Here is a 15633-nt window from a genome sequence, read left to right on the forward strand (position 1 = left end):
CAATGAAGCGGCTTTATCTGAGCATTATCTGCTGCTCACTGGGCGCACTGTTTTTACTGGGATGGGGTTTTGATCAGATAGCCAGCGAAGCAGATCTTAATGCAGGCACATCACAAGACAGCCACTATGGTCAACTAGCCGACGGCCTAGCTAATCACCTAAGCCACACTCCGAGATTCAAGCATGACGAAGTGCTAGCCGCACTCAGCGCAGACTTCGGCATCACCGCCAGCACAGAAAGCCGCGAGCTTTATGCTCTGCCTGCCGCATTAGAAAGCCAGTTAACTGAACCTGGCGGTTTAGTATTGGCCTCCGAAAACGGGCCACTACTATACCGGGCAATCCCTGAATTCCCGGGACTATTACTGCAACTGCAACTCCCGCCACCCAACACACGAAGCCAGACCGTCGATCTGGCACTCAGCATCGCCTTTTATATCGGTTTGTGCGGCACGCTTGTTTTGTGGCTGTGGCCATTAACCCGTAGCCTTTTTCGGCTAAATCAGGCAGCAGACAAAATCGGGAAAGGCCAATTTCAGATACGGGTTGCATCGCCTCGCTTCTCTTATTTAGAAAAACTGGAAAGCAGTTTTAATCATATGGCTGCACAGATAGAAAAACTAATGACCGACAATCAGATCCTTGCGCGTAGCCTGTCGCACGACATTCGTACGCCCATGGCCTGTCTGCGCTTTGGGCTGGACGCAGCACAAGACACCACCGATCCTGAAAAATGCAGAGGCTACCTTTCACGGATGGATACCGAACTTAGTCGTATGGAAGCAATGACCACAGCGTTTCTTGACTATGCCTGTATGGAGCAACACAGCAAACGCATTCAACGAGACTATCAAAACCTCAGCGAACTGCTACAAGAGCTGGTCGCAGAAAATAGCGTAATAGCTGAACAGGAAGAGGTAACACTTACCCTATACCATCCCGAGCAATCAGTACTGCACAACTTTGACTATCACTGGTGTTATCGCGCCTTGCAAAACCTAGTCAGCAACGCAATCAACTACGCCCGCTCGGAGGTGCTGGTATCACTGCGCTTTGACAATACACATATTCATATCTCTGTAGAGGACGACGGCGACGGGATCCCAGCAGATCAATACAAAACCGTATTCACTCCATTCGTTAAGTTAGCTACAGATCGCTCCCGTAAAGAAGAGCATTACGGCTTGGGTTTAGCTATTGTCAGCCGTGTGGTTGAGTGGCATGGCGGCCACGTGCAGGCAAAAAATTCAACCAGCCTTAGCGGTGCCTGCTTTGAAATATCACTCCCAACCCACTAAATAATAAAGAAAATGTGACTTAACCCGCTCACTTACACATTCTTACGGGCTATTACATTCATCCCCTATTTTCCCCTACCCGTGATCAGCTAAAACATTGCCTAGCAGCAAAACAGTTAGCAAGTTCAGTTTTAGAAAGGGAATATGAAATGAATACGAAGTTTTCTTTAAGTGCTATCGCAGCAGCCATGCTACTCAGTGCCTGTGGTGGTTCCTCCAGTGGCAACCCTGACCCCACGCCAACTCCAAGTGACGGTACCGCAGAGGTCCTGATGGATATGAGCGTAGTCGCCGTGGATGACCAGCCGGCGATGCCTGCAGGTTGGCATGAGGGCGCTGTGTTTGCAGAAATATATGTACGCAGCTATATGGACTCTGACGGTGATGGTATCGGCGACTTTCAAGGTCTGACATCTAAATTGGACTACTTGCAGGAACTCGGTGTCGAAGGGATCTGGTTGCTGCCTATCAACGAAAGTTCAGACAACGACCACGGCTACGAAGTGGAAAACTACCGAACAATGGAAACCGACTACGGTACCAGAGAAGACTTCGATGAGTTCTTAGCACAAGCTCACGCTCGTGGGATCGGCGTGATCATGGACTATGTCATCAACCACAGCTCTGGCGCCAATCCCCTTTTCCTCGATTCAGACAATAGCGTTGGTGATAAGCGTGACTGGTACGTGTGGAGCGAAACCAACCCGGTTGAAGAAGAGGATGGATGGATCGGATATTGGGGTCCAGGCTGGCATCCGGGCCAGAATGGCGGCTTTTACTACGGCATATTTCAACACTACATGCCTGACTTTAACTTACACAATCAGGATGTTATCGACTTCCACCACAACAACTTACGCTATTGGTTAAATGCCGGGCTCGACGGCTTCCGCTTCGACGCCGTTGGTCAACTATTTGAAAATGGCCCAGGGCATGAAGGGCAAACCAACCAACCAGAAAACATGGATGTACTGTTTGGCTTGCAACAGCTGATCATGGAAGACTACAGCAACCGTTATATCGTCTGCGAAAACCCTGCCAATGTGGGTGATACCAACGGCCCGCAAGGTTGTGGTTCGGCGTTTGCCTTTGGTCTTAACTATCAAATCATGAGCACGGTAATAAACCGTTCAACCGACCAATACTTGGCTGGCTACCTCAGTTACGATCGTTTAAACGAAGCTGGGATTATTCTCGCCAACCATGATGAATTTGCCGGACATCGCGTATACGAACAGCTGAATGGCAACATCGACAAGTACAAATTGGCTGCAGCCACGCTGTTAACACTGCCAGGTCGCCCTTTCATCTACTACGGTGAGGAAATAGGAATGGGCCATACAGCCGGGGCAACCAATGACCACGCACTACGGGCACCAATGAGTTGGACCGCGGAAGGTGGATTTACCGAGGCTGCTGAGCCGTTTCGTAACCATGCGGGCAATGTCGCCGACTTCAACGTAGAAACCGCCGAGGCCGATCCTGACTCATTGCTGAACCATTACAAAACGCTGATACAACTTCGGAAAGACACTCCAGCCCTGCGCTACGGCAGCATCAGTGTGCTGAAGGATGATGAAGTGCTTGCCTACACCCGCGAACATCAAGGTAATAGCGTACTCGTCATACTTAACCTGAGCACTGCGGATGTAAACGTAAACTTGGATCTGGGTGGCCAAGAGACAGAACTCACGCCGCTGGCTGGTTTTGGCGAAAGTCCACTAACAACCAGTGAATACGGTGAGTTAACGACCAACCTGCAACCTAACTCTATAGGAATTTACAGCTACTAGTTTCTCCTTCGCCTGATTTGGGAGCACTAGAGTGCTCCCCTTTTTTTATCCAGTTAACACTCGCCTCTTAATGGCTTTTTTTCAGCAGAACACCCTATTTCTGCTGCATCTTCGATGATAAGACTTCTTCTAGCTCAAGCCCCGTCAGATCATGAATGGTACGCCATAGGTAGTAAAAGATAGCCATCAACATCACCATGGACGGCAATGCAATCATTGGATAGCTATAGAGCGTTAACTGGCCAAGCTCTTCGTTAAATGCCTGCGTTCCCGCAGGGCTAGTCACTATATACTTGGCGAGAACGTAATTCATCACAGCTGAAAAACCAAAAGAACCAGCCACAAAGTATGTGGCTTTCATCAAACGCCGTTCAAATGCAGTGGCACTATCATGCTCTTCTAGCCTTTGCTTGATTTTATTCACATCCATAACGTCAGGATTGAACAACAAAGCTTTGACTAACGGATAAGGGGTAAAGGTCGAAACCAACACCGCAATACCTATGATCGCAGGTATCGCCGCTTCTTTAATTGCTAACCATTGGGTATCAAGCTCAAATAGTCCAATACCGCCGGTGAGAGAAACACTCGCTAAGCCCAACAAAGCAATGAAGTTGTACTTTCTATATCTAACTAATTCAAACAGGCCCCAGCCCAGAGGAAATGCCAGAGCAGCGATCAAGCCACCCGCCGCACCTAACTCACTTTCACCACTAAACTTCATCAGTATAATTGAGGGCAAAATGACGCTGACCATAAGGTCAATCATCGGTCTAGGTTTGTGTGTCGGCGTGCTATTCATAAGCGTAACTTCATTGATCCATAGTAAGTGCGAAAGGTTATAGCCAATTATCGTGGCTTAAACAATCAAGATCTTGTAACAATCTCTCTTAGCGAACAGGCTTGTGAAAACATCAACCGCACATGAAACAACTCAAACTCCCCCAGTTTGAACACGCTTATAGCTGATTGAGCAGCATCAACTCGCTGGGGTGCGGCCGCATATAGTAAGATCCATCAATGTAATCATTCGGATGATGTAAGAAATGATGCCGCAGTAGCGTTAAAGGGACGATCAGTGGCAGCAAGCCGAGGCGATAATTATTAATCGTCTCAACCAGCTCTTGTTTATCCAAACCAGTCACATGCTTTTTAAGAAAGCCTTGAATGTGAGTCAGCGTGTTGGCATGGTTTTGACGAGTCGCTCTCACCTTGAGTAACGTCATCATCTTTGTCAGATAGGCTTGGCTTACTGCGGCCAGACTCTCCTTACCCTGTTCAGACAACCAACGTCCCAACTCGCTCGCCAAATTTTGATCATGGCTGACAAAAATGAACTTATGCCGTGCGTGAAACTGCATCAGTTTATCGAGCGTCAATGGCTCTAACATCATCTGTCGCCAACGATAGTAGACGAAAACCCGTTGGATAAAGTTCTCACGCAATACTGGATCGCCTAATCGCCCCTCCTCTTCGACCGGCAGATTGGGGAAGTTCTCCATCAGACGCTTGGCATAGAGACCAACACCGACACGATCAGGCGTATCCCCCTTATACAGTCGAACGCGTTCCATACCACAACTAGGAGAGTCTTTTTTGAGGATGTAACCACACAGCTCGTCATGCCAGTGTTTCTGATCTTCGGCAGATTGATACAGCTTCTCGGTGACATCCAACGCTGGATCTTTAGAGCCAATACAGCGCACTTCATCATCCTGTAACGACAGCCGTATCGTCTGTCGTGGGATCCCCAAACCTATGCTGACCTCAGGGCAAAACGGCACGAATTCAAAATAATCGTGCAAGACATTTGTCACATAGATATTTCGCTTGTGCCCGGAATCAAAACGCACCGGCTCACCAACTAAGCAGCTACTGATACCAACCTTGATTTTTGCCAAAGCGTCTTCCTCTCAAATCAACAAGTTAAAAACCATCTAATGCTGAAGTCTATCTGTTGCCGCGGCAATTGCGAATGCGTTGACGCTTATAGCCGTTTATAAAAAGGCAAGAATAAACCGACAAGGTGTTAAATCATATTTAGTTCACAATCATCAGCGGATGCTGATTAGCATATTGAACAAGGCTATTCAGGGGATTATGAGGATAGGAATAACTTTTGGCAGCAAGCCTTTGACCTGACTCACCAGGTAACGACTTGCTGCCATGACCTCTATCGCAGCGCCGAAGAACAATACTTCACGCCAACGATAAGCTGTTGTACTCGTCTCTCCATCGACTAGTAAAACGTGGAAGCACAGCGCTTCTGGTATTGAGCATTCCACAACGCTGTTTTGTTGATATCGGTTGATTGCTTCATTGCTAATACTTGCTGCCTAAACATCGACAGTCTTTGTTTGTTGTCTGGATCAGCAAGTAACTCTGTTTTACTTTGTAAATTTTGCATACCTGCTTCTGAATGCTCGACGTCTTGAGCAAACGGAGGAAATTGACGCTCGATATAGGTCGCAACGATACGGCAATCCTGCACTTGCTGCTCTTTCGTCCAAGCCGACATGGATACCAGCGTTAGTCCGAGCGCAGTTAAACCAATGTACAGCGCTTTAAAGGGTCTAATTGAACTCTTTATGCATTTCATCATTTGTCACTCCTACCCGCCGTTTAAGCGGGTATCTTTACTCGGAAAATCATCGAATAGAACAACGGGATCACCACTAACGTCAGCACCGTAGCGAACAGTAAACCAAACATGATGGTGACAGCCATGCTCTTAAAGAAAGGGTCTGCCAGCAGCGGTGCCACACCTAAGATGGTGGTGCAAGCGCCGAGGGCGACCGGGCGGGCTCGGCTAGTGGCGGCTTTTATCACAGCTAAGTAAGGCTCTATACCCGCTTGGATATCCTGATCAGCCTGATCCACCAGTACAATCGCGTTCTTTACCATCATGCCCACCAAGCTAAGGAAACCCAGAGTAGCCATAAACTCAAATGGCGTTTGGAACAGGATCAGGCCAACAGCAACACCGATAACCGCCAAGGGTACGGTAAGCCAGATAACCAGCGCCTGACGCACACCGTTAAACATCAGTACCACAATCAACACCATCGCAGCAAAGCCATAGGGCGCAGAGATGGCGATGGCTTCACCTGCTTCTTTCGCATCTTTGTACTCGCCAAACCAATCCAGTGAGTAGCCAGGGGGCAGTGGCATCGCTTCTATCTCATCACGAATGCTGGCAAACGCTTCGGCGGTCAATATACCGGGCGCAGGATCGGCCTGCGCCATAATGGTAGGCACACGTTCAAAACGCTTGAGTACATCATCTTGCCACACCACATCTACCGATTCGATCAATTGACTCACCTGGATAAAACGTCCGGTTTTGACGCTGAATACCTGAGTATTTTCAATTGCCTGCTGACGATCGCGTTCATGTTCCGGTGAGCGGGCAATGATAGGTATCAGATCATTACCTTCACGATATACCCCCACGTTACGGCCGGTCAGGGTTTGCGCAATGGCTTGGTTAACATCATGAGATGTCAGGCCAAAACGCTGTAACTGGTCTGGCGCATAAACAGGTTGCAATACGGGGACTTGCTGGCGCCAGTCATCCTGCACCGCGATTAAGTTCGGATTGGCGATCATTTTCGCTTTCGCCTGTTCAGCTAACTGCCGCAGCACCTGACTGTCTGGGCCTCTGAAACCCGCTTCGATTTTCTTACCGCCACCGGGGCCCAATACAAACTTCCATACCATCACGCTGGCGTCTTGATAGGAAGCGTTAAGCTCACCTTGCAGCTCTGCCAACAGTGGGCTGATACGATGGAAGTCATCAACATCCACCAATAACTGGCCATAACTTGGGTTAGCAGAAACCGGCGAATAAGTCAGCATAAAGCGCAGGCCACCCCCGCCAATAAAACCAGTCACATTGGTGACTCCAGCCTTAGCCAGAACGTCTTGCTCCATAGCGGCCATCACTTTTTCGGTGCGATGGATATCAGACCCTTGTGGCAAATAAACATCCACCACAAACTGCGGGCGTTGAGATTCAGGCATAAAACCAGGGGGGACAAAACGCAGCGCATAAACCGCAGTAAACAAGACACCGAGGATAACTGCCAAAGTGAGCTTGCGATGTTGCAGTACCCATTCAAGCAAGGCTTTGTAGCGGTTCATCAATGCACTTGGTTTATCTTCCACTGACTTAGATTCATCGCCTTGGCTTGATTTAGATTTATCATTCGCTTCTAAAAAATCATGGCACAGCATTGGAGTGATGGTGATCGCAAACAACCAACTCAATATCATGGAGTAAAGGATCACCCAGAACAGTGAGCCTGCGTATTCTCCCATATTTGAGGGTGACAGCCCGATGGCGCTGAACGCCAGTATTCCCACCAACGTGCCGCCAAGCAGTGGCCACTGTGTGGCACTGACAACCTCTTTTACGGCCTGTTTACGGTCGAGATTAGGGTTTTCGCGCAAGCGAACCTGGATGCCATCAGTAATCACAATAGCGTTATCCACCAGCATGCCCAGCGCAATAATCAATGCCCCTAACGAGATCCGCTGCATGGCGATGCCGTCGAACAGCATAATACATAGCGTACCCGCCACGGTAAGCAGCAACACAAAGCCGATAATAACGCCGGAGCGGGCCCCCATGAATATCAGCAGTACGCAAAAAACAATGACGACAGCCATCATCAGGTTAATGACAAAATCAGCGACAGAATCACGCACCGAGTCTGATTGTAACGAGACTTCGTGCAGCTCGATCCCCAGTGGACGTTGATCTTCCAGCTCTGCTAGGCGTGCTTTAACGGCGTCGCCCATGGTAACAACGTTGCCACCCGCCATGTTTGAGATCCCCAAACCTATCGCACGCTCGCCGTTATAACGCATCAGTTGGTTAAACGGCTCTTGATAGCCACGGGTTACATTTGCGATATCGCCCAGGCGAATAACCGTGTTGTCGGATCCTATGGTGAGGTGAAGGTTTTTCAGTTCATCGGTTGACTGAAAATTACTGGCAGGGATCACCGGAACACGCATATTCTCGGTGGTGATGGTTCCGGCAACCGTTACCCGATTTTGCTGGGCGAGCACGTCAAATATCTGTTCCATCGAGATGCCCGATTGGGCTAAACGCTCGCGAGCAAACTCGACAAAAATCGCCTCCTGTTTTTCGGCAAGGGTCGTTGTTCTGGCAACACCGGGGACCAGCGCCAGCTCTCTGCGAATATTGTCTACGTAATCCTGCAATTGTTTGTCGCTAAAACCTTCACCTGTGATGGCATAGAACTGGGCATAAACATCACCAAAGTCGTCATTAACGATAGAGGGGCCGGCACCTGGCGGCAGTTGGTTCTGCACGTCACTGACCTTACGGCGAAGCTTGTCCCAGATCTGTTGCAGGTCGGCGTCACTTTTTGCAAACGCCATATCCATCTCAACAGTGACCTGTGACACGCCCGGGCGAGAAACCGATTCAACCTCTTTCAGCTCCTGTAGAGATTGCACCGCACCTTCAATCAGATCGGTCACCTCATCAGCAACCTCTTGTGCAGTGGCACCGTCATAGTGAGTGACAATCACGGCTTGGCGAATAACAAATTCAGGGTCTTCAAATCGACCCAAATTTTGGTAGCTAAGATAGCCACCCAGCAGGGTCATCAGCATCAATACCCAAACGCTGGTGCGCTTAGTAATGGTGTATTGGGCGATGTTCATCTACTTCTTCTCCTGAGTACTTTCTTCTTGCGTCGGGCGAACTTCCATCTCTGCAACCAAGCTTGTTGTGCCCGCGATCGCTATGATTTCGCCTGGCATCAAGTGTTGGATAACAGCGATACGATCACCATAAAGTTCACCAGTTTCAACAAAGCGTTGTTCAACACGATTTTTGTCGTTAATCACCCACACATACTGTTGCCCCAGGTTGTCAGGAGAGACGGCAGAAAGTGGCACTAACACCTTGCTTTGGCCGTGTTGCTCTCCAGGTGCAGGCAATACCCGTGCTGTCATTCCAGGGAGTATGGCTTTTCCATCCAAGTCGTTAAAACTAAGAGTGACGGCATAGGTTTGCGTTGCAGGATCTGCGTGGGTGGCATAAGACTTCACGCTTAGATCGAACTGGTAATTGGGGAATACTGAAAGTTCAGCAACGGCACGTTGATTACCATGCTTGTCTGTCATGATGTGATCAGGTACTTGGATCACAACTTCCAGATTGTCCAAGTCATGCAGCATAAACAGCGTTTCATTCGCTTGCACCTGGACATGATTGTCGACCATGCGCTGAGCAATGATGCCATCAAAGGGCGCGTGCAAGTGGGTATAATCCAATTGCTGGGTTGCTTCACTGACACGATTTTCGGCAAGTTGGTAACGGGTGGATAATTTGTCCAAGTCACTTTTAGAGATCGCTTGGCTCTGATCAAATAACGCTTTGCCACGCTCGTATTCAGCTCGGGTATTGTTAAGTTCCAGTTGCGCCGCTTTAAGCGCCAATTCTGCGTCTTTGGCGTCCAGCGAGGCAATGAGTTGCCCCGCTTTCACGATATCCCCTTCATTAACCCGTATGTCGGTTAAGCGCCCATTAATACGAAACGCTAAATCGGCGCGTTGAGCCGCTTGTACCACGCCAGTAAACGCCAGACCGCTGCTTGTTCCTGGCTTTACAACCTCACTGAGCACGGGGCGAATGACCACGGCTTTTGTCTTTTCTGGTTCTGAGCCGCAACCAGTCAGTACCATGGCCGTCAGGGATAAGCCAAACCAAATAGAAACTGACAATTGCCACCGTTTACTCGTCATCACTTTCGCTGAATTCACCACGTTATCTCGCTCGTTTCCAAAACTTGGGATTGATAAGCTGTTTAGTAATGGTTCACTTTAGTAGTGACTAACACCGTCTTAGGCTAAGATACCAAAGGTAAAACCAACAGTTTACTTTCGACCTATTAAATCACTTTCCCCACCTAATGTAAACTGCTAAGTATACTTTGTTGCGTTGGACTGCTAATATCAGTGACGCTAGATCAATAACTCAATAGAGAACAACATGAAGCTGACAGAGTTGAAGCACCAGTCCATTATTACAGCCGCCAAGCAGGAATTTATTGAGAAAGGGTTTGCAGCGGCAAATATGAACAAGATTTGTGAATTGGCCGAAGTCTCCAAGCGCACGTTATACAAACACTTCGAGAGTAAAGAACTGCTGTTTGAAGCGGTGCTGACGCTGGAACAGGCAGAACACAATGCCCAGTCTGACTATCGCTATCTGCCTGAACAATCATTGCAGCAACAACTCACAGCCATTACTGAACAAGAGGTATCCAAACTTTACCGGCCTAATGGCATTGCCTTTGCGCGCACGGTGGTCATGGAGCTTTTCAGACAGCCTAAAACTGCCAGAGCGCTATCGGAACGCCTATATAAAACCCCCGCCATCAGTCAGTGGTTTGCCGAAGCGATAACGGCAGGCGCGATTAAGCCGATGGATGTTGCACTGATCACCAGCGTCTACGAATCGATATTTAATGGTATGTTTTTATGGTCACAGCTATTACATGTAGCTGAACCAGTATCAGGCAATGAACTGGCGATAAAGATCCAAGCCGTTGTTGAGCCGGTGCTGAAAACTTATGGACAGCGCGAATAAGCGCTTCCTTCTGATTTTTTCTGGCTTCAGCTTTGTGCCCCCTATTCCATCCTCTCGGTACAATCATTCAACGGCGAAATGAGTTTGCCAGACTAATTCGACACAGATATCACAATGCCCAAGCGTCTTCATATTGTCGCACAAGCTGATTGATACGCCTTTGCTAGCGTACTAACCAGCTATCTAACGTGAACAAAAATCAAATTATCAGTATACAAATCAACCAGTAGGCTCATCTCGGCCATTTAAATAACTAGCGCCAAAACAAATTTGTACACTCTAGAGTTTACATTGGTTTATTTTGCGATTACCATTAAAAATGTAAACTCAACAGTATACACAAGATGAATAAATGACCAGAAAGCCATTATTGAAAAATTCCGAGCGCATCTTATCCGACATTATTGCAGCGTCACGGCTGGAGTTCTTCGTACGAGGATTTGAGCACGCTAACATCAACCGAATTTGCCAACAGGCGTCAGTGTCGAAACGAACGCTGTACCGCTACTTTGAAAGCAAAAATGTGCTGTTTCATGTGATACTGGAGCAAGAGTTACAAAATGCTAGTCGCCTACCTGATTACGATTATGAACCATCGCAACCACTAAGAGATCAATTGGTGGCTGCGACTTACAATGAAGTGCAAGTGCTTGCGCAACCAAGCTGCCTGCCATTCCTTCGTATATTGATGATGGAGTTGCTGAGTCATCCCACCGAGCCAAACTTATTCTTAATTAAAACGCGTGCCTCACAGTCGTTAATACGTTGGGTTTCTGACGCAATAAGTGACCGTGCACTGAAGCCGGTGGAAACGAGTGTTGTGCTCAACTTTTACCAAGCGCTGTTCAATGGCATGTTTGTCTGGCCGAACCTTATCCAGCAATCAGTTGCCCCCTTGCAAGCGGATCTAACCGCAAAAGTGGATGCGGTTGTGGATGTTTTTCTCTGCCAATACGCCACCACAAAAAACTAATTTCGTACCGTCAACCATGACACTGCCAATCAAGCTAGTGCTGCGCGATAGCGCACCGATATCCCCCTATTTAACTATTGGAGAAACAATATGAAAGTTAACTTTGCTGCTATTGCCATCACTGCCGTTGTTGGTACTACACCAGCTTTCGCTGGAATTGAGACGATTTCGGATGGTATACCCGCAGCTAACTCTTCACTAAAAGTCGGTGTGGGTGTTGCGAACAGCTCAAATGCTTATCGAGGCTATGACGACAGGCAATCCGCGATACCGCTAATCCAATATGACAGCGAAAACTTCTACATGGACGGCTTAGAGATTGGTTACAAAGCATGGGAAGAGCAAAACCATCGCGTCAGTCTGTTTTTAGGGGCTGGCGGAGAAGAGTTTGATGCTTCTAAAAGCAACCATTTGAAAAGCTTTGATGATAGAGACATGAGCATCATGGCAGGCACGCGCTACCGCTATATGGATAGCTGGGGGATCTTGGATGCGAAAATAGCATTTGATGTGTCTGACAAGAGTGATGGCACAGTAGCCAGCATTGGCTATGGCTATCCTATCCAGGTATCAGACCGACTCACGATCATGCCACGCGGGTTTGCCAAATGGATGAATAACGATTACGCCAACTATTACTACGGTGTCAGTGACAACGAAGCTCAATCTATTGGCGCATCAGCTTACGCCCCTGGCAGTTCATATAAATATGGCGTAGAGCTGGCTGGTGCTTACAGGATCAATAACGCCTGGGAACTGAGTGCTGGCGCACGCTTGCAGATGCTGGACTCAAATATCAAAGACAGTCCCATGATAAGTGGAGACAATGAAACCGTTATATTTACTGGTGTGAGCTATAAATTTTGGTAGTGCCGACCGGCGGCACGTAGTGTTAATGGTTTGCGGATGCTGTGTGTCATCCAGGTATCAAGCAACAACTTATAAAAACACCTCACAGTGATTAATATGCCCTCCGCTGATCACAACCTAATTTCTTTTTAATTGGACTCTGGCCTTTCAACTAAAAGACCAGAGTCCATGAATGGCTGTGCTGCGCGACGAAACAGAGATATTCCCCTATTTAACTATTGGAGAGCCCCGATGAAAGTTAACTTTGCTTCTTTTGCTGTAACTGAGACGATTTCGGATGGAATACACAGGACTGCTCTACCGTCGTTGTAACTCATAACTGTGTGGCTCGATAATACAGAAACAATATCTGCACAATCATCGAACCACACTGTTTTAAGGCGCGTTAAAGCCAACCAAGCTTCACCGCTTCAGACAAAGCGACTTGCACGCCAAGGTAGATAGAGGGCGCGATGAACGCAAAATAGATGGAAACACCTATGATGCCTAAATCTTCATCTTCGTCGTCATCTTCTTTACTTTGGCTGGTTTCAGCGTCACCTATTGTGTCCAACGCTTTTTCCAGTTCATCTGGCGATGCATTAGCAGAAAACAACGTGGCAAATGATCTGCCGAACTCGGCGGGGTCGACGGGCGGGCGATAACCATCAAGGCTGACGACACCATCAGTTGCGATCGCAAGACGGTATGTGGATGAGATAGCAGACTCTACGGGAGTTACCTCTTCTATTGTGTCACTCTCTTCAGCGCTGGCGTCCTGCTTGATTGGCGCTAACTCTTCGTCGTCTTCGTTTTCATCCTCATCTTCGTCTTCATCAGCCCATTGGCATGGGTAAGGACAAGTACAGACTCCAAAAAAGAGCCAAAAACCACTTAACCCCAGCACGCAGCTGATCCCAAACAACAGGTAAGGTTGTTCCGGTAAGATGTCAAAGCCCAGCATTAAGCCAAACAGGCAAGGAAACGTAACCAATTGGGCAATCAATGGAATGAGGCCAAATGATATACCGTCATCCTGCACAAACGCTTTGATTAGATAGACGGTTAACAGCATGAAAACAATCGCGTATGGATACCAGATCCAACTAAGTTCAATCATAGTATCTCTCCCAGTACGAAATCTGTTTTAGCAGTAAGCTCTGAAGCCACATTATCGGGGATTAAGGTAGCCGACGCCCATTCATCTCCTAATTGCCAGTGGAGTAGCGTATTCGCTTTTTCTTTGAGCAACAGCGTGAGGTGAATAAGGAAATTTTCGGATGGTTGGCGGTCATAATGGGTGAAATCCCACACTTCTGTATGCTCATTCACATCCAGCTTTAGCTGGATTTTGTTAGTGGCTTCGTCATAGTCTGCTGCATGCACTTTGAACATGAGCGGTTCGGAACTGACTGCTTGCAAAACTTGTTGATAGAACAGAGCCTGTTCATCTTCGTCCAGCTCGTCGTCATCCCACTGAAAGCTTGCCGTGGGCAACATGTATTGAACAAACTCGTTAGTATCCAGGCCATATTCAGCAACATCATACTCTTCAAAAAACCTTTTCACCTTGCTGGCTAACTTAGCGTCTTTAGCTAGCATCTTGTTTCGTATAAAGATATTGAGTATGGTCTTGGCAGACTCTTTAGCTTGGGCTAAGAGTACTTCCGAGCTCGGTTCATGTTCATCTTCCGAGTCGGCGTTGTTATCAGAGGATGGATCTTGAGCTTCTATCTCTTCTAATGCCTCTTCCTCCTCTTTTGCTTCATCCATCAACAATTTAAGCGCTCGCTGTTTCTGCGCTTTGGATGCCTTTGGATTGAACATATTGGATACATCAGCAATCGGCTGCGCCACTTTCTGATCTTTGATATACCTGCGCGTTGCAAATATTGAGGTACACAAGAAAAACAGTAAAAACGCTTCACTGACAAACCAACGATCAGAGAAAAAGCCAAAAAATATGGCTAGCAGAGCCCCCAGCATAGCGGCCACGACTAGGTCTTTTATCCAAGTCAGCATTACCGCTTTGGTTAGTAAACTAAAGAAATTCAATATCACTTCCTCCTTAAAGCTACAGACACGTGTTCTTTAAATTCAGCATGATGAACTTAAAAAGCACAAAAATTTCGTATGCTTTTAACTACCAGTGTCGGGATGTATGCAGGAAGTTCGGTGAGTAGGATAGACAGCTACAACGCAATGCTTCCGTTCAGTGGCTGGCTGCCACAATCCTTTTAATGACTTAGTTAAGCAGATGTTTAAGTAGGATATATGGAAGGGATTGCTTAACGCAATCAGCATCAGCGCAGAATGTCGTGACGATCCGGTTTATTTATGAGATTGATGGGAAAAGAAGATTTGAGTCATAGGACGAATAATCTCCTAGCCCTCAGCTGTGAGCCTGTAGCGAGCGCACAGACACAGCAGCAGTCGAGGGAGGCAAAGCGAGAGCCGTTAACGCAATAAAATAAGAAAGAAAAAATGGCGCTACTCAATCCTTTGCATACCTATTCCTGAATAGCCTCGTGTAATGTCCGAGGGCGCCCACATATATCTTCTGCACCCTCGCACTTGTCCTGCTGTTTATTTTAACTTTTTAAAAATAGCTATCAGCTCATCGGCCTGCTCATGGCTACAACCATATAACTCGACAGATTCATCACAATGGAAGCTCAATACGGTTTTTTTTGCGTGCTTTCTTGTAAATTTTTCCATCTCGCTATGCAAGCTTGCAGGAAAGTCCCCTTCAAATTCAATACCACCGGCAACAATCTCCCTCTGTTCACTTCCTTTCTGCATGATGATTTTGACAGCTGCGTCTCCAGCAACATCTTCGGAACAAACAAATTCCCACTCTTTTCCCGCTAGAGTTAAATAGCTTTGCAGTAAGTCTTGGTAAAAACTTTCATCAAACGCTTCAACATCATAACTAAATGTAGATGTGTTCTTTTTAGCCATACCATACAGCACTTCCTCAACCTCATAACGAAAGTCAACATCTTCCAAATATTCTGTTACATCACTGGTAAAGGGTATATTGCACTTATTAAGCCAAGCTTCCACTTGTGGTCTTACATTCATAAC

The 15633-nt window shown here is 47.3% G+C and carries 13 protein-coding genes; 5 read left to right on the top strand and 8 right to left on the bottom strand.

Features of this window, described 5'->3' with window-relative positions:
• Nucleotides 1–2: 2 nt before the first annotated feature.
• Nucleotides 3–1298: a sensor histidine kinase gene (locus EXY25_RS03685; protein WP_130565749.1), complete on the top strand. Its 1296-nt coding sequence runs from the start codon at nt 3–5 to the stop codon at nt 1296–1298.
• A gap of 149 nt (nt 1299–1447) precedes the next feature.
• Nucleotides 1448–3091, top strand: a complete 1644-nt coding sequence (locus EXY25_RS03690) for an alpha-amylase family glycosyl hydrolase (protein WP_130565750.1) — start codon at nt 1448–1450, stop codon at nt 3089–3091.
• A 94-nt stretch (nt 3092–3185) separates the two neighbouring features.
• On the opposite strand, the gene EXY25_RS03695 is transcribed toward EXY25_RS03690, so the two are convergent.
• From EXY25_RS03695 to EXY25_RS03715, 5 genes are all read right to left on the bottom strand, one after another.
• Nucleotides 3186–3893 (bottom strand): VC0807 family protein, encoded by a 708-nt coding sequence (locus EXY25_RS03695; protein WP_114336364.1) that lies wholly within the window; start codon nt 3891–3893, stop codon nt 3186–3188.
• Nucleotides 3894–4050: 157 nt separating this feature from the next.
• Nucleotides 4051–4992, bottom strand: coding sequence for a YbgA family protein (locus EXY25_RS03700; protein ID WP_130565751.1), 942 nt, complete (start codon nt 4990–4992; stop codon nt 4051–4053).
• A gap of 338 nt (nt 4993–5330) precedes the next feature.
• A complete protein-coding gene (locus EXY25_RS03705; protein ID WP_130565752.1) occupies nt 5331–5693 on the bottom strand; it encodes a hypothetical protein in 363 nt (120 codons plus the stop codon).
• 20 nt (nt 5694–5713) lie between these two features.
• Entirely contained in the window at nt 5714–8791 is a 3078-nt protein-coding gene (locus EXY25_RS03710; RefSeq protein ID WP_130565753.1) for an efflux RND transporter permease subunit, read from the bottom strand.
• On the bottom strand, nt 8792–9898 hold the full coding sequence (locus tag EXY25_RS03715) for an efflux RND transporter periplasmic adaptor subunit (protein ID WP_246019488.1): 1107 nt from the start codon (nt 9896–9898) through the stop codon (nt 8792–8794).
• 226 nt (nt 9899–10124) lie between these two features.
• Between EXY25_RS03715 and EXY25_RS03720 the strand changes: the two genes are divergently transcribed.
• The 3 genes from EXY25_RS03720 to EXY25_RS03730 all read left to right on the top strand — a co-directional run bounded on the left by EXY25_RS03720 (nt 10125) and on the right by EXY25_RS03730 (nt 12567).
• Nucleotides 10125–10724: a TetR/AcrR family transcriptional regulator gene (locus EXY25_RS03720; protein ID WP_130565754.1), complete on the top strand. Its 600-nt coding sequence runs from the start codon at nt 10125–10127 to the stop codon at nt 10722–10724.
• A 352-nt stretch (nt 10725–11076) separates the two neighbouring features.
• Nucleotides 11077–11697, top strand: a complete 621-nt coding sequence (locus tag EXY25_RS03725; RefSeq protein ID WP_130565755.1) for a TetR/AcrR family transcriptional regulator — start codon at nt 11077–11079, stop codon at nt 11695–11697.
• 90 nt (nt 11698–11787) lie between these two features.
• The gene (locus tag EXY25_RS03730) at nt 11788–12567 is read left to right on the top strand and encodes a MipA/OmpV family protein (protein WP_130565756.1); all 780 of its coding nucleotides are present in this window, start codon (nt 11788–11790) and stop codon (nt 12565–12567) included.
• Nucleotides 12568–12952: 385 nt separating this feature from the next.
• On the opposite strand, the gene EXY25_RS03735 is transcribed toward EXY25_RS03730, so the two are convergent.
• From EXY25_RS03735 to EXY25_RS03745, 3 genes are all read right to left on the bottom strand, one after another.
• Complete coding sequence (locus EXY25_RS03735; RefSeq protein ID WP_130565757.1) at nt 12953–13666, bottom strand: hypothetical protein; 714 nt, start codon at nt 13664–13666, stop codon at nt 12953–12955.
• A complete protein-coding gene (locus EXY25_RS03740) occupies nt 13663–14601 on the bottom strand; it encodes a hypothetical protein (protein ID WP_130565758.1) in 939 nt (312 codons plus the stop codon). The genes EXY25_RS03735 and EXY25_RS03740 overlap by 4 nt, the downstream gene beginning before the upstream one ends.
• A gap of 531 nt (nt 14602–15132) precedes the next feature.
• Entirely contained in the window at nt 15133–15630 is a 498-nt protein-coding gene (locus EXY25_RS03745) for a hypothetical protein (RefSeq protein ID WP_130565759.1), read from the bottom strand.
• Nucleotides 15631–15633 lie beyond the last annotated feature (3 nt).

This window comes from Corallincola spongiicola (assembly GCF_004284785.1).
Classification (GTDB): Bacteria; Pseudomonadota; Gammaproteobacteria; order Enterobacterales; family Neiellaceae; genus Corallincola; species Corallincola holothuriorum.

Coding starts and splice junctions, on each gene's coding strand:
- EXY25_RS03685 (WP_130565749.1), top strand. CDS start 3: ATGAAGCGGCTTTATCTGAGCATTATCTGCTGCTCACTGGGCGCACTG.
- EXY25_RS03690 (WP_130565750.1), top strand. CDS start 1,448: ATGAATACGAAGTTTTCTTTAAGTGCTATCGCAGCAGCCATGCTACTC.
- EXY25_RS03695 (WP_114336364.1), bottom strand. CDS start 3,893: ATGAATAGCACGCCGACACACAAACCTAGACCGATGATTGACCTTATG.
- EXY25_RS03705 (WP_130565752.1), bottom strand. CDS start 5,693: ATGATGAAATGCATAAAGAGTTCAATTAGACCCTTTAAAGCGCTGTAC.
- EXY25_RS03710 (WP_130565753.1), bottom strand. CDS start 8,791: ATGAACATCGCCCAATACACCATTACTAAGCGCACCAGCGTTTGGGTA.
- EXY25_RS03720 (WP_130565754.1), top strand. CDS start 10,125: ATGAAGCTGACAGAGTTGAAGCACCAGTCCATTATTACAGCCGCCAAG.
- EXY25_RS03725 (WP_130565755.1), top strand. CDS start 11,077: ATGACCAGAAAGCCATTATTGAAAAATTCCGAGCGCATCTTATCCGAC.
- EXY25_RS03730 (WP_130565756.1), top strand. CDS start 11,788: ATGAAAGTTAACTTTGCTGCTATTGCCATCACTGCCGTTGTTGGTACT.
- EXY25_RS03735 (WP_130565757.1), bottom strand. CDS start 13,666: ATGATTGAACTTAGTTGGATCTGGTATCCATACGCGATTGTTTTCATG.
- EXY25_RS03745 (WP_130565759.1), bottom strand. CDS start 15,630: ATGAATGTAAGACCACAAGTGGAAGCTTGGCTTAATAAGTGCAATATA.